Raw genomic sequence first — 14,716 nt, forward strand, 5'->3', positions numbered from 1 at the left:
CATAAACTTGTGGTTGGTGCCGCCAACAGGGGAGAGAAGAGGATGATTACCAGGGGGATATTCGTCGGAGCGTTGCTCGCCATCGCACCGGTATCGCTGGCCGCGCAGCCGACGCCCGGCACCAATGCGACCGACATGGACGCGCGGCTGGAAATCGCCCGCGAACTCACCGAACTTTCGCGCGCCGAGGAACAGCTCGATCTCGCCTTCGAACGGATGAAGCCGTCGAGCGTCGCCGACCTGCTCGCCAATCTGGAGCGCATGAGCCCGGGCCGTGATATCGGCGAGCAGATCGAGACCCGCTATCCTGGCGGCCGGCAGGCGTTCGAAGACGAATTCTCGCGCCGCTATGCCGACCAGTTCCGCAGCCAATATCCCGAGATCGTCGATCAGATCGCGCGCTACTGGGCGGACAACATGACGCTGGAACAGCTCGAGGCGACGGCGGAATTCTTCCGCACCGATCTGGGAGGTGTGTGGGTCGGCCTGCTCCCCGGCGTTTACCAGCATATGACCGGTCTCGGCCGCGAATACAGCCTGCAGGCCGGCATCGCGGTTGCAGGCGACATGATGAACGCGATGGACAGCGGCACGGAAACGCCTGACGGCGGCGATGTGGAATGACCGATTTCCCTACCCCCGAACATGAACGCCTCGCCCGCGAGGGCATGTATCGGCCCGAATTCGAGAGCGATGCCTGCGGCGTCGGGCTGGTCGCGGCGATCGACGGGTCGCCGTCGCGGCGGGTGGTCGAGGCGGCGATCGATGCGCTGCGTGCCGTCTGGCACCGCGGCGCTGTCGATGCGGATGGCAAGACGGGCGACGGCGCGGGCATCCTGGTCGACCTGCCCGAACGGTTTTTCGACGATGCGATTGCCCATAGCGGACACAAGGTCCTGCCCAACAGGCTCGCCGTCGGGATGATCTTCCTGCCGCGTACCGACCTGGCGGCGCAGGAAACCTGCCGGACGATCGTCGAAAGCGAGATCATCGATTTCGGCTACACCATCTATGGCTGGCGGCAGGTGCCGGTCGACGTTTCCGTGATCGGCCAGAAGGCGCAGGCGACACGTCCCGAGATCGAGCAGATCATGATCGCCGGGCCGATGCCCGAGGACGAAAGCGGCGAGGAATTCGAGAAGAACCTGTTCCTCGTCCGCAAGCGGATCGAGAAGAAAATCATCGCCGCGCAGGTGCGCGACTTTTACGTCTGCTCGTTGTCCTGCCGATCGATCGTCTACAAGGGGCTGTTCCTCGCCGAGAGCCTCGCGACCTTCTACCCCGACCTCACCGATGGGCGCTTCGAAAGCCGCATGGCGATCTTCCACCAGCGCTATTCGACGAACACCTTCCCGCAATGGTGGCTCGCCCAGCCGTTTCGCAGCCTTGCCCATAATGGCGAGATCAACACGATCCGCGGCAACAAGAACTGGATGCAGAGCCACGAAATCAAAATGGCGAGCCTAGCGTTCGGCGAGCATGGCGAAGAGATCAAGCCGCTGATCCCCGCCGGGGCCAGCGACACCGCCTCGCTCGATGCCGTGTTCGAAACGATGGTACGATCGGGCACCTCGGCGCCGTCGGCCAAGCTGATGTTGATCCCGGAAGCCTGGCAGCATGAGGACGACCTGCCCGAACAGCACCGGGCCATGTACGCCTATCTCGCGAGCATGATGGAGCCGTGGGACGGCCCCGCCGCGCTCGCCATGACCGACGGCAAATGGGTGGTCGCCGGGCTCGATCGCAACGCGCTGCGGCCCCTGCGCTACACCCAGACCGCCGACAACCTTCTGATCGTCGGATCCGAAACCGGCATGGTCGTCGTCTCCGAAGGGCAGATCGTCCGTAAGGGACAGCTGGGCCCGGGGCAGATGATCGCGGTCGATCTGGAAGAAGGCGCGCTCTACGAGGATCGCGCGATCAAGGACTCGGTGGCGGCCAAGAGGCCCTATGCGAAATGGGTGAAAGGTTTCAAGACGACCGCCGACCTGCCCAAGCCGAAGAAGGACTATCGGCCGCAATGGGAGCGTGCCGAGCTGTTACGCCGCCAGGTCGCCGCCGGGCAGACGATGGAGGATATGGAGCTGATCCTCTCGCCCATGGTCGAGACTGCCAAGGAAGCGGTCGGGTCGATGGGCGACGATACGCCGCTCGCCGTGGTGTCACTGAAGCCGCGCCTCATCAGTCAGTTCTTCCGCCAGAATTTCAGCCAGGTGACCAACCCGCCGATCGACAGCCTTCGCGAAAAGCACGTGATGAGCCTGAAGACGCGCTTTTCGAACTTCGCCAACATCCTCGACAAGGAAGCCGAGCAGGACAGCGTGCTCGTGCTCGATTCCCCGGTGCTCACCTGCGGGCAATGGGGGTCGCTCAAGGAAAGCTTCGGCGGCCATGCGGCCGAGATCGATTGCACCTTCGAAGCCGGAACCGAATTGCGTGCAGCCATAGCGCGCGTCCGCAAGGAGGCCGAACAGGCCGTGCGCGAGGGACGGATCGAACTGTTCCTCACCGACGAGGGAACCGGACCCGACCGAGTCGCGATCCCGATGGTGCTCGCTGCCGCCGCCGTCCACACGCATCTGAAGCGCGAGGGGCTGCGCAGCTATGCCTCGGTCAACGTCCGCGCCGCCGAATGCCTCGACACCCATTATTTCGCCGTGCTGATCGGCGTTGGCGCGACAACGGTGAACGCCTATCTGGCCGAAGTCGCGATTGCCGAACGGCATGGGCGCGGGCTCTTCGGCGATCTCTCGCTCGACGATTGCATCGACCGCTTTTCGACGGCCGTCGAAGAAGGCCTGCGCAAGATCATGTCGAAGATGGGGATCGCCGTGATCTCCAGCTATCGCGGCGGCTATAATTTCGAGGCGGTCGGATTGAGCCGTGCGCTCGTCAACGAATTCTTCCCCGGCATGCCCGCCAAGATTTCGGGCGAGGGGTACAGCTCGCTGCAATTGAACGCGATGCTGCGCCACGAAGCGGCCTGGGACCCCGCTGTCGTGACGCTGCCGATCGGCGGCTTCTATCGTCAGCGCGAAAGCGGCGAGACGCACGCCTATTCGGCGCAGCTGATGCACCTGCTGCAGACCGCCGTCGCGACCGACAGCTATTCGAGCTACCTGCAGTTCGCGCGCGGCGTGCGCGATCTCGATCCGGTCTATCTGCGCGATCTGATGGAGTTCAACTTCGCCGAACAGCCGATCCCGATCGACGAGGTCGAGGCGATCACCGAAATTCGCAAGCGCTTCGTGACGCCGGGAATGAGCCTTGGCGCACTGTCGCCCGAAGCGCATGAGACGCTTGCCATCGCGATGAACCGAATCGGCGCCAAGGCCGTTTCGGGCGAAGGCGGCGAGGACAAGAGCCGGTACCAGCCCTACGACAATGGCGACAACGCCAACAGCGTCATCAAGCAGATCGCCTCCGGCCGTTTCGGGGTGACGGCGGAATATCTGAACGCCTGCGACGAGATCGAGATCAAGGTCGCGCAGGGCGCCAAGCCCGGCGAGGGCGGCCAGCTTCCCGGCTTCAAGGTCACCGAATTCATCGCCAAGCTGCGACATTCGACACCGGGCGTCATGCTGATCAGCCCCCCGCCGCACCATGACATCTATTCGATCGAGGATTTGGCGCAGCTGATCTACGACCTGAAGCAGATCAACCCGCGCGCACGGGTCTGCGTCAAGCTCGTCAGCTCCGCCGGGATCGGCACCGTCGCAGCCGGCGTCGCCAAGGCGCATGCCGACGTCATTCTCGTCTCGGGCAATACCGGCGGCACCGGCGCCAGCCCGCAGACGAGCATCAAATATGCCGGCACGCCATGGGAAATGGGCCTTTCCGAGGTCAACCAGGTGCTCACGCTCAACAATCTGCGCCACCGGGTTCGCCTTCGCGCCGATGGCGGCCTGAAGACCGGCCGCGACATTGTGATCGCCGCGATCCTGGGTGCCGAGGAGTTCGGCATCGGCACGCTCAGCCTCGTCGCGATGGGCTGCATCATGGTGCGGCAATGCCATTCGAACACCTGCCCTGTCGGCGTCTGCACGCAAGACGAGCGGCTGCGGCAGAAATTCACCGGCAGCCCCGAAAAGGTCATCAACCTGATGACCTTCATCGCCGAGGAAGTGCGCGAAATCCTTGCAAGGCTCGGCGTGCGCAGCATCGACGAAGTGGTCGGCCGGACCGAGTTGCTCCGGCAGGTCAGCCGCGGCGCCGAACATCTCGACGATCTCGATCTCAACCCGATCCTCGCCAAGGTCGATGCGGACGACGACCAGCGGCGGTTCAATATCGAGGGCTGGCGCAACGAGGTGCCCGACGGGCTCGACGCCCAGATGATCGACGACGCGCAAGTCGTCTTCGAACGCGGCGAGAAGATGCAACTCACCTATACCGTGCGCAATACGCACCGCGCGGTCGGCACGCGGCTATCGTCGGAAATAACCCGCCGCTTCGGCATGAGCACGCTGGCCGACGACCATGTCCAGGTGCGGCTGCGCGGCAGCGCCGGCCAGTCGCTCGGCGCGTTCCTGTGCAAGGGTATCACGCTCGAGGTATTCGGCGATGCCAACGATTATGTCGGCAAGGGACTTTCAGGCGGCCATATCGTTGTTCGGCCCACCGTCTCCTCGCCGCTCGTGACCAAGGACAACACGATCATCGGCAACACCGTTCTCTATGGCGCCACGGCCGGCAAGCTGTTCGCGGCCGGCCGGGCGGGCGAACGGTTCGCCGTGCGCAATTCGGGCGCGCTCGTGGTGATAGAGGGCTGCGGCGCCAATGGCTGCGAATATATGACGGGCGGGATCGCCGTGATCCTTGGCAGCGTCGGACGCAATTTCGGTGCCGGGATGACGGGCGGGATGGCGTTCGTGCTGGACGAGAATGACAGTTTCGAGATGAACGCCAATGACGAGACGATCGTTTGGCAACGCCTTGCCTCCTCCTATTGGGAGGAACGGCTGATCGAGCTTATCGGCGAGCATGCCCGCACGACCGAAAGCCCCTGGGCGCACGAGATCCTCGATCACTGGGATGATTGGCGCGACAAATTCTGGCAGATTTGCCCGAAGGAGATGCTCGGAAGGCTCGAGGAGCCGCTGAACGACGAAGACGAGGTGGTGGCGGCGGAATAGTACCGCTCGCGCTTGACTCGGAGCGTTTCGAAGCGGAATAAAAGGTGAACATCGCCTTGAGGAGTCGGCCATGCATCTGCCCAATTATCTCGAACTGAAAACGCCCGATGTCGCCGCAACCAAGGCCTTTTACGCCGCGGTTTTCGATTTCGAATTCACCGATTATGGCGCGGAATATGCCGGTGTGAACGGCGACACCCTCGAAATCGGCCTTCACATCAGCGACGGCCCGGAACCGCCGCTGGCGGGCTTCCAGACCGACGATATCGAGGCGGCGGAGGCGAAAATCCGCGCGGCGGGCGGCGAGATTGTGCAGGAAACTTACGGCTTTCCGGGCGGACGGCGTTTTCACTTCCGCGATCCCGGCGGCAACGAGATGCTTGTTTATATCTACGAAGAATGAGGCCGCGGCGGGATCAAATGCACTTGCCGGGCATTCATCGCCTATGCAGCCCAACCATGCTAGATCGCATCCAATGATTCCCGACGATTGCCGGAGTTTTCCATGCGCCGCCTGATTTTCGCCCCCCTCCTCATCGCGCTCGCCGTCCCGGTGGCCGCGCAGAATAGCGACACCACGCCGGTCGATATCCCGCCGCCCGCAGATGACGGCGATGGCTGGGCGCAGGGCGACGATTATGGCGATGACTGGTCGGCGACCGAGGACGGCGCGATCCCGCACGCCGCTGGCGCGGATATCTGGGACGACGATCCCTATGCCGAACAGGACGAGACCGTGCTCGCGGTCGACGGCGTAATCGACATGCTCCTCGACCTGCCGATCGCCGGCATGGAAGGACTGCTTCCCGATCGCAGCATGGCGCGCGACGTTCGCCCCGGCGACACGGTCCGCGACGTGCTCGTACGCAACGATCCGGGCGCCGAGGAACAGTTGCGCGGCGGCGCGCGCGCCGCGACCGCCGTCATCGGCCAGATGATCCAGCGGTTCGGCGGTATGCTCGATGGGCTCGATGGTCTCGCCGAAGGCTTCGGATCGCGCCGGGGCGATTAGTATTCCGGCCACCGCCGGTCACGCCTTCGACAAATCGGCTGGACGCGCAACCTAGCGTCGCTAATGTCGCCGCGCATGTGGACCATCTTCCAATTCCCGCTCTGCCCGTTCAGCCGCAAGGTTCGCCTGCTCATGGGCGAAAAGGGTATCGGCTATAGCCTTGAGCGGGAATCGCCCTGGGAACGCCGCGACGAATTTCTCGATATCAACCCGGCCGGCGCGACGCCCGTCATCGTCGAGCAGGAAACGCGCGCGACGCTGATCGACAGCCGCGCCATCTGCGAATATTTCGAGGAGACGGTTGAGAGCGCCCGGATGATCACCGGCAACGCCGCCGCGCGCGCCGAAATCCGCCGGCTCGTCGCCTGGTTCGACGAGAATTTCTACCGCGAGGTGACCTATCCGCTGATGCACGAGCGCATGTTCAAACGGCTCGTGCACCGCGCCGCACCCGACGGCTCGGCGCTGCGCGAGTCGATGAAGGCCGCCGACAATCATCTCGACTATATCGACTATCTGCTCGACCATCGCCGCTGGCTGGGCGGATCGACGCTGAGCCTCGCAGACCTTGCCGCCGCTGCGCAGATTTCGGTGGCCGACTATCTGGGCGGCTTCAACTGGTCGAGCCACAAACAGGCGCGAGACTGGTATGCCGGGCTGAAAAGCCGGCCGAGTTTCCGTCCGCTGTTGAGTGAGCGGATGGAGGTCATCTCGCCGCCCGCGCATTACGACAAGGTGGACTTCTAAACCTTCTCCCGTCGGGAGAAGGATACGCAGCCTTGCCGAGGAACGAGGATAGGCGGAGTTGGATGAGGGGCAGCGCGCCAACACTTAGGTGCGCTGCCCCTCACCCAGCTCATTCTAAGCTCACTGCGTTCGCTAAGAACTCGGCATCCCTCTCCCGATGGGAGAGGGTTTGGCCGTTACGAAATAATCGAGCGCCATCCGGCTCGTGATCTCGAAACCGCGCGCAGGCGAGAAGCTCAAGCCCGACATATCGATCACGGCCAGCCCGGCGGCCTCGAGCAGCTTGGTGAGCTCCTCGGGCTTCAGGAACTTGTTCCAGTCGTGCGTGCCCTTGGGGATCAGCCCCGCCCCTTCCCCCACAGTAATCATCGCGAGCCGCGACAAGGCGGTGCGATTGGGGGTGGAGAGGATAAGCAGTCCATCCGACGCGAGCCGGTCCGCAATGCCGTCGATAAAGCGTTCGGGTTCGGCAACATGTTCGACGACTTCGAGACAGGTGATCAGGTCGTACGCCCCGTCCGCCGCCTCGATCCCGCCGCAGCGATAATCGATGGCGAGGCCCGATTGCGCGGCATGCACCTTCGCCGCCTCGACATTCTCCACGGCGGCATCGATCCCCGTCACCGCCGCGCCCAGCCGCGCCAAAGGCTCGCAGAGCAGGCCCGCGCCGCACCCGATATCGAGCGCGCGCTTGCCCGACAGCGGTCGCCGCTCATGCTCGTCGGCACCCCAATGCTGGTTCACCGCATCGCGGACATAGCCCAATCGCGCCGGGTTCATCCGGTGGAGCATCGCGGACGAGCCCTTCGGGTCCCACCAGTCGGCGGCGAGCTTGCCGAAATGGGCGGCTTCCTTCGGATCGACGGTACCCTGCGGCGTTTCGGCGGATGCTGCGCTTGCGTTCATAACCGGTGCTGCCTAACAGCTTCGAAGCGCGCCCGCCATATGAGAAGCGGCGCAGGATTCCGGGGGTTCAGGCTCACAGCATGGCACGTATCGTGATGAAGTTCGGCGGCACATCGATGGCCGGGATCGAGCGCATTCGCCACGTCGCGGAGCGGGTGAAGCGCGAGGCCGATGCGGGTAACGAGGTCGCGGTCGTCGTTTCGGCGATGGCCGGGGAGACCGACCGGCTCGTCCAGTTCTGCCGCGAAGCCTCCTCGCTTTACGATCCGCGCGAATATGACGTCGTCGTGTCGAGCGGCGAACAGGTCAGCTCCGGGCTGCTGGCGATCATGCTGCAATCGATGGGCGTCGACGCGCGCAGCTGGCTAGGCTGGCAGCTCCCGATCCGCACGTCCGAGGCGCATGCATCGGCGCGAATTTCAGGCATCGACAAGCAGATTCTCGGCGAGGCGATCAGCGGCGGGCAGGTCGCGGTCATTCCCGGTTTCCAGGGTATCGCCGACGACGGCCGCGTTTCGACGCTGGGCCGGGGCGGGTCCGACACATCGGCCGTGGCGATCGCGGCGGCGATGGACGCCGATCGCTGCGACATCTACACCGATGTCGACGGGGTCTACACGACCGATCCGCGCATCGTCCCGCGCGCGCGTAAATTGTCCAAGGTCACCTATGAAGAGATGCTGGAGCTCGCCAGCGTCGGGGCGAAAGTCCTGCAGACACGATCGGTCGGGCTGGCGATGAAGCACAAGGTCCCCGTCCAGGTGCTCTCAAGCTTCGAGGACAGGCCCGGTACGCTCATTTGCGGCGAAGAGGAATTCGAGGAAGGCGAAATGGAAGAACAACTCATCACCGGTATCGCGCACGACAAGAACGAGGCGAAGGTCACGCTGACATCGGTCGCGGACAAGCCCGGCTCGGTCGCCGCGATCTTCTCGCCGCTCGCCGAAGCGAACATCAATGTCGACATGATCGTGCAGAATTTCGCGCGGGAGACCGGCAATACCGATGTGACCTTCACCGTCCCCAAGGCCGACCTCGCCCGCGCGCTCGACGTGCTCGAACAGGCCAAGGGCAAGATCGGCTACAAGGAAATTTCCAGCGACACGAATATCTGCAAGGTCTCGGTCGTCGGCGTCGGCATGCGCAGCCATGCGGGCGTCGCCTCGACGATGTTCCAGACGCTCGCCGATCGCGGTATCAACATCATGGCGATCACGACCAGCGAGATCAAAGTCAGCGTCCTGATCGAGGAGGATTATACCGAGCTGGCGGTGCGGGTGTTGCACACGGCGTACGGCCTGGATGCGGAGGATGCGGCGTGAGGGGGTTGGTTCCAACAGCCCTCTCCCCTTCAGGGGAGAGGATAGGAAGGCTTGGCAGCTTGCTGCCTAGCCGGACTTGGAGAGGGGCAGAAGGCGGAAACGAACTCCCCCTCTCCCTAGCCCTCTCCCCTGAAGGGGAGAGGGAATGACGACCTCCCCCCACGACACCGTCCTCGCCATGATGGCGCGGGGCTGCGAATTTCTCGGCACCGAATACGCCATCATGGGCGGTGCGATGAGCTGGATCTCGGAGCGCAACCTCGTCAGCGCCATCTCCAACGCCGGCGGCTTCGGCGTCATCGCCTGCGGTGCGATGGAGCCCGAGATGCTCGACGCGGAAATCGCCGAGACGACGAAACGCACCGACAAGCCCTTCGGCGTCAACCTCATCACCATGCACCCCAAGCTCGACGAGTTGATCGATGTCTGCGCGAAGCATGACGTCGGCCATGTCGTCCTCGCGGGTGGCCTCCCGCCCGGCAAGGCGATCGAGAAGATCAAGGGATACGGCGCCAAGCTCATCTGCTTCGCCCCTGCCCTCGCGCTCGCCAAGAAGCTGCAACGCTCGAACGTCGACGCGCTCGTTATCGAGGGCATGGAGGCGGGCGGCCATATCGGCCCCGTCGCGACCAGCATCCTCGCCCAGGAAATCCTGCCCGAGATCGGCAAGGAGCTTCCGGTGTTTGTCGCCGGCGGCATCGGCAAGGGCGCCGCGATCACCGCCGCGCTTGAAATGGGCGCGAGCGGCGTCCAGCTCGGCACGCGCTTCGTCTGCGCCACCGAATGCATCGCGCACGAGAATTTCAAAAAGGCGTTCATCCGCGCCCCGGCGCGCGACGCCACGATCAGCGTCCAGATCGACCCCCGCCTCCCCGTCATCCCCGTCCGCGCGCTGAAGAACAAGGCGACCGAAAGCTTCAACCGCAAACAGGTCGAAGTCGCAGGCCTGCTCGACAAAGGCGAGATCGAAATGGGCGAGGCCCAGCTCCAGATCGAGCATTACTGGGCCGGGGCGTTGAAACGTGCGGTGATCGACGGCGATGTCGAGAACGGATCGGTGATGGCCGGTCAGAGCGTCGGTATGGTGAAAAGCGAGGAGCCGGTGGCGGAGATCATCAGGACGCTGATGGATGGCGCGGCGCTGACGGTGGAGGAGCGGCGGGCGAGGACTGGGTAATGGCAACTGTTGGCAAATGTTGCTATTGGAGTTATCGTGCCGTGAGATAGGAGTCCCTGCCATGCCGACCATGAATGTCTCTCTCCCCACCCCGATGAAGGATTGGGTCGAAGCCCAGCTTTCGGGGGGCCAATACGGCAATGCGAGCGAATATGTTCGCGACCTGATCCGCCGCGACCAGGAGCGCAAACGCAAGATCGCTGCGTTCCAGAAGCTTGTCGACGAAGGATTGGCGAGCGGCGTCAGCGATAAGACGGTCGAAGAAATCTTCGATGAGGCCCGAAGGATCGCCCGCAGCCGATGACTGCGCGCTGGTCGCTCAGCGAACGGGCCGGAGCCGACCTGCTAGCCATCGCGCGCTACACGATCGAGGAATACGGGGCGGAACAGGCCGAACTCTACCGTGACGGGCTGATTGCTGCGCTCGAGCGAATTGCCGACTTCCCCCGCATGGCGCGCGAGCGGACCGAGATCGATCCGCCGGTGCGTGTCCAACCATACCGGTCGCACCTCATCGTCTATCAGATCAGTCCAGATGATCGGCTCCATATCCTTCGCTTTGCCCATTCCCGCGAGGATTGGGCCGGCGAGCGCGAAGTAACGGAAAACGGCGATTTCGCTTAGGCGCTATCCGCCCCAACATTATCAAAATCGCTCGCGTCATGCCGTTCGCGCAGCTGGTTCTCCGGCTTGCCGAAGGTCTGGTTGACCATCCGGCCGCGCTTCACGGTCTCGCGCTCGCCGACCAGATCGACCCAGCGCATCAGGTTCTTGTACTCCTGCACGCTCAGGAACTCCGCCGCGTCGCCATAGGCGGCGCCTTTGGCGATGGCGCCGTACCAGGGCCAGATCGCCATATCGGCGATCGTGTATTCGTCGCCGATCATATATTCGCGCTCCGCCAGGTTCTTGTCGAGCACGTCGAGCTGGCGCTTCACCTCCATCGAATAGCGATCGATCGCATATTCGATCTTGAACGGCGCATAGGCGTAGAAATGCCCGAAGCCGCCGCCCAGGAACGGCGCGGCGCCCATTTGCCACATCAGCCAGTTCATCGTCTCGGCGCGTTTCGCCGGATCGGTGGGCAGGAAGGCGCCGAACTTCTCAGCAAGGTAGAAGAGGATCGATCCGCTCTCGAACAGCCGGATCTTGGGATCGACGCTGTGATCCATCATCGCCGGGATCTTCGAATTGGGATTGATGTCGACAAAGCCGCTTCCAAATTGATCGCCTTCGCCGATATTGATCAGCCAGGCGTCATATTCGGCGCCCTCGTGCCCGGCGGCGAGCAGCTCTTCGAGCATCACCGTCACCTTCACGCCATTGGGCGTGCCGAGCGAATAGAGCTGGAGCGGGTGCTTGCCGACCGGAAGCTCCTTGTCGTGCGTCGCGCCAGCAATCGGCCGGTTGATATTGGCGAACCGCCCGCCGCTTTCCTTGTCCCAGGTCCACACCTTGGGCGGCACATAGCCCGCGGGCTGGTTGTTGGCGGCGCTGTCGTTTTCCTGGTCGGCCATGGCGTGTCGTCTCCTGTTCGTGTCGCGCGCAACTTCGCGGCGGTCTGCGAATCTGTTACGCCAAAACCGGGCGCGATGCTAAGTAGGATCGCTTCGGAGGGGGCAAGAATTGCGCGAGACGGTGAAATGGCTGCTGGTGCCGATGGCGTGGATCGCCGTCGCCGCGATCGCGCTGGCGATCGTGCTGACATGGGTGGACGCCCGGCGGGGCGCGCACGAAACGCTGGCCAAAAACGGCCCGGAGCTCGAATCCGAACTCTACGCGCTGACCGGCGAACTCACCTCCTCCGTTCGCGAGATCGGCGACAATATCCGGCGGCTGGACGATGAGGGGCTGGCCGAGGCGCAGCGGCTGCACGAAGAGGATCTGACGCCGCTGATGGCGCAATGGGATTCGCGCTACCTCTATTTCCGAAACCGCGCGGCGGCGATTTACGGCGCGGCCGTCGCCGACACGATCTCGGCGGAGGAGGATCGCAACTACGATCTTTCAAACTGCAACATCCTGATCGACCGGCGTGTCGGCTATACCGCCGGCCAGTGCGAACGCGACCGGGAACGCGAGGCCAGCGCCGCCCGTCGCGTCGTCCGTGCGGGCGAAACCGATGAAGCGCCCGAGGGCTTCAACATCCCGCAGGCGTTCAGCGGCAATCTCTACGCCGTAAACCACCTTTTCGTTCGCTATTTCCAGTGCATGGGCCGGCAACCGCTCGTCGATCCGAGCCCGGAGGAAACGGAACGCTGCGGCGACATGGATTTCCTGCGCGCGATGATCGCCGCGCGAAGCGACATCATGGGTTTGAAACGCACCGCCATCGCCGATGCGATCAGGGAGACGCAATCATGACAGATCGAGCCGCCATCGTCGAAACCGCAGCGGCCGACGCCCGCGACGCCGCCCTGTCCACGATCACGCTCGGCTTCGCGTCCGATCCTTTCATGCGCTGGCTCTGGCCGGACGGCGAAACCTATCTGAAGGCGATGCAATCCTTCATCCCTGCCTATGGCGGCAAGGCCTTTGGCGAAGGCACGGCCATCGCGACGACCGGCTGCCATGCCGCCGCGCTCTGGCTGCCGCCCGGCGTGGAGACCGACGACGAGGCGATGGAAGAGATCATCCTCGGCACCATCGACCCCGGCATCGGCGCGGCGATGGGCGCGGTGATGGAGGAAGCCGAACATCATCATCCCGACGAGCCCATCTGGTATCTCACGATGATCGCCGCCGATCCGGCCCATATCAATCGCGGACTGGGCGGTGCGCTGATGCGGCACATGTTGGAACGGATCGATGCGGCGGGCGAGACCGCCTATCTGGAAAGCTCCAACCCCAAGAACATCTCGCTCTACCAGCGCCACGGTTTCGAGATCGTCGCCGAGATCAGCCATGGCGGATCGCCGGTGCTGACGCCGATGATTCGGCGGGGGCGGTGATCGTCAGACCTCGCCTTCGGCTCGGCGCCGCACCGGGCCACTCCTAAAACGGGTTGAGCGTGTAACCCAACTGCTGGAGCAGCGCGTGCGCCGTCATCGCGGAGATCTCCATCCGCACCCCCGGGAGTAAATCCTCGGCACCGACACCGTAATAGGCGGCGGACTGGCCGCAGACATGGATCGTCGCGCCACGCCCCAGCAGCGCCGCGACGGCCGCGGCGTTGGCGTTCCCGGCACCTCCATGCGCCGCGGCATAGGTCGCAGCGTTTGCGACGTCGCGAACGGCCCGGCCGTGAACGACGATCGCGATACGGATGTTTTCGGGCTCGACGCCGGCGCGAACGTGCATGTTGAGGAAGCGCGCGGCGCTGTTCAGCGTTCGGTTGATCTCTCCCGTATCCGCCTCCTTCGAAACGTCGAAGGCAACGGCGAACTCGGCACCGGCAGGGATCGCCTGCGCGCCGGGCACCGGCAGCGTCGTGCCGAAATCGGCGATGACCGGACCGGTCAGAAAATCGCTTTCGGCGGGCTGGGCCATAGCGGGCACCGAGACCAACGCGGCGGCTCCGCATAGGGCGGCTCTGAACATGAAATATTCCTTCCCGAATCTTCGTGGCTTTGCCCATCTTTAGCGCAATTGATCCTCTCTAAAACGAGGCCAATCATTTGTCCTTTGCAATGGCGCGGCATTCGCGGCTCTGCTAATTGCCGGTCATATGAGTTTCGCCGAAGCCACTTCCGCCGCACGGGAAATCCTGACCGGCCTGCACGACGTGATGGCTTCGCGCACCCATGCCCAAGCCAAGCTCAACAGCGTCGTCGAAATCATCGGCGAGGCGCTCGATAGCGAAGTCTGCTCGATCTACCTGCTGCGAGAGGGCGTGCTCGAGCTTTACGCGACGCGCGGCCTCAACCAGAGCGCGGTCCACGTCACCAAGCTCGCCATGGGCGAAGGGCTGGTGGGGGTGATCGCCGATACCGGGCGGATCCTGAACCTCGACGAGGCGACCTCCCATCCCGAATTCGCCTACAAGCCGGAGACCGGCGAAGAAATGTACCACAGCTTCGCCGGCGTTCCGATCGTCCACCGTGAGCGTCCTGTCGGCGTATTGGCAGTGCAACATGCCGATCCGCGCCCCTATGACGATGTCGAAATCGAAGCCTTGCAGACGGTCGCCATGGTCCTCGCCGAACTCATCGCCAATGCCGAACTGATCGACGACAGCGGGATCGATCCCGATGCACATCGGGAGACCGGCGCGCTGATGCTCACCGGTCAGAAACTCGTCATGGGCATGGGCGAAGGCGTTGCCGTTTTCCACCAGCCGCGCGTGCGGATCGAGCATACCGTCGCCGACGACACCGAGGCCGAACGCCAGCGCGTCTACGCCGCCTTCCGCAAGATGCGCGAGCAGATAGACGACATGACGAAGCAGGCCGAATTCGGCGCCGGCGAGCATCAGGAC

At 63.8% G+C, this 14,716-nt stretch carries 15 protein-coding genes; 12 read left to right on the forward strand and 3 right to left on the reverse strand.

Annotation, left to right across the window (positions count from 1 at the left end):
- The first annotated feature begins 42 nt into the window (after window positions 1-42).
- From Q0139_RS02990 to Q0139_RS03010, 5 genes are all read left to right on the forward strand, one after another.
- Window positions 43-624, forward strand: coding sequence for a DUF2059 domain-containing protein (locus Q0139_RS02990; protein ID WP_298017077.1), 582 nt, complete (start codon window positions 43-45; stop codon window positions 622-624).
- The gene (gene gltB / locus Q0139_RS02995) at window positions 621-5,135 is read left to right on the forward strand and encodes a glutamate synthase large subunit (RefSeq protein WP_298017080.1); all 4,515 of its coding nucleotides are present in this window, start codon (window positions 621-623) and stop codon (window positions 5,133-5,135) included. The genes Q0139_RS02990 and gltB overlap by 4 nt, the downstream gene beginning before the upstream one ends.
- 70 nt (window positions 5,136-5,205) lie before the next feature.
- A complete protein-coding gene (locus Q0139_RS03000) occupies window positions 5,206-5,538 on the forward strand; it encodes a VOC family protein (RefSeq protein ID WP_298017083.1) in 333 nt (110 codons plus the stop codon).
- 102 nt (window positions 5,539-5,640) lie between these two features.
- On the forward strand, window positions 5,641-6,147 hold the full coding sequence (locus Q0139_RS03005) for a hypothetical protein (protein WP_298017086.1): 507 nt from the start codon (window positions 5,641-5,643) through the stop codon (window positions 6,145-6,147).
- A gap of 75 nt (window positions 6,148-6,222) precedes the next feature.
- Window positions 6,223-6,894, forward strand: coding sequence for a glutathione S-transferase family protein (locus Q0139_RS03010; protein ID WP_298017089.1), 672 nt, complete (start codon window positions 6,223-6,225; stop codon window positions 6,892-6,894).
- 132 nt (window positions 6,895-7,026) lie between these two features.
- Here Q0139_RS03010 and ubiG read toward each other — a convergent pair whose 3' ends face one another.
- Window positions 7,027-7,800: a bifunctional 2-polyprenyl-6-hydroxyphenol methylase/3-demethylubiquinol 3-O-methyltransferase UbiG gene (gene ubiG, locus Q0139_RS03015; RefSeq protein ID WP_298017093.1), complete on the reverse strand. Its 774-nt coding sequence runs from the start codon at window positions 7,798-7,800 to the stop codon at window positions 7,027-7,029.
- Window positions 7,801-7,880: 80 nt separating this feature from the next.
- Between ubiG and Q0139_RS03020 the strand changes: the two genes are divergently transcribed.
- The 4 genes from Q0139_RS03020 to Q0139_RS03035 all read left to right on the forward strand — a co-directional run bounded on the left by Q0139_RS03020 (window position 7,881) and on the right by Q0139_RS03035 (window position 10,923).
- The gene (locus tag Q0139_RS03020) at window positions 7,881-9,122 is read left to right on the forward strand and encodes an aspartate kinase (RefSeq protein ID WP_298017095.1); all 1,242 of its coding nucleotides are present in this window, start codon (window positions 7,881-7,883) and stop codon (window positions 9,120-9,122) included.
- Window positions 9,123-9,267: 145 nt separating this feature from the next.
- A complete protein-coding gene (locus Q0139_RS03025) occupies window positions 9,268-10,299 on the forward strand; it encodes a nitronate monooxygenase family protein (protein ID WP_298017098.1) in 1,032 nt (343 codons plus the stop codon).
- Between the two features lie 61 nt (window positions 10,300-10,360).
- Entirely contained in the window at window positions 10,361-10,603 is a 243-nt protein-coding gene (locus Q0139_RS03030) for a type II toxin-antitoxin system ParD family antitoxin (RefSeq protein WP_298017100.1), read from the forward strand.
- The gene (locus tag Q0139_RS03035; protein ID WP_298017103.1) at window positions 10,600-10,923 is read left to right on the forward strand and encodes a type II toxin-antitoxin system RelE/ParE family toxin; all 324 of its coding nucleotides are present in this window, start codon (window positions 10,600-10,602) and stop codon (window positions 10,921-10,923) included. The genes Q0139_RS03030 and Q0139_RS03035 overlap by 4 nt, the downstream gene beginning before the upstream one ends.
- Here the strand turns inward: Q0139_RS03035 and yghU are convergent.
- On the reverse strand, window positions 10,920-11,816 hold the full coding sequence (yghU, locus tag Q0139_RS03040; RefSeq protein WP_298017106.1) for a glutathione-dependent disulfide-bond oxidoreductase: 897 nt from the start codon (window positions 11,814-11,816) through the stop codon (window positions 10,920-10,922). The genes Q0139_RS03035 and yghU overlap by 4 nt on opposite strands.
- A 109-nt stretch (window positions 11,817-11,925) precedes the next feature.
- Between yghU and Q0139_RS03045 the strand changes: the two genes are divergently transcribed.
- Both Q0139_RS03045 and Q0139_RS03050 read left to right on the forward strand, forming a co-directional pair.
- Window positions 11,926-12,663, forward strand: coding sequence for a hypothetical protein (locus Q0139_RS03045; RefSeq protein ID WP_298017109.1), 738 nt, complete (start codon window positions 11,926-11,928; stop codon window positions 12,661-12,663).
- Entirely contained in the window at window positions 12,660-13,250 is a 591-nt protein-coding gene (locus tag Q0139_RS03050; RefSeq protein WP_298017112.1) for an N-acetyltransferase, read from the forward strand. The genes Q0139_RS03045 and Q0139_RS03050 overlap by 4 nt, the downstream gene beginning before the upstream one ends.
- 43 nt (window positions 13,251-13,293) lie before the next feature.
- On the opposite strand, the gene Q0139_RS03055 is transcribed toward Q0139_RS03050, so the two are convergent.
- Window positions 13,294-13,839, reverse strand: coding sequence for a DsrE family protein (locus tag Q0139_RS03055; protein ID WP_298017115.1), 546 nt, complete (start codon window positions 13,837-13,839; stop codon window positions 13,294-13,296).
- 127 nt (window positions 13,840-13,966) lie between these two features.
- On the opposite strand from Q0139_RS03055, the gene Q0139_RS03060 reads away from it, so the two are divergent.
- The coding region (locus Q0139_RS03060) for a GAF domain-containing protein (protein ID WP_298017118.1) at window positions 13,967-14,716 on the forward strand (750 nt) is incomplete at its 3' end.

The sequence above is a fragment of the uncultured Parasphingopyxis sp. genome (assembly GCF_937129435.1).
In the GTDB taxonomy this organism is placed as follows: domain Bacteria; phylum Pseudomonadota; class Alphaproteobacteria; order Sphingomonadales; family Sphingomonadaceae; genus Parasphingopyxis.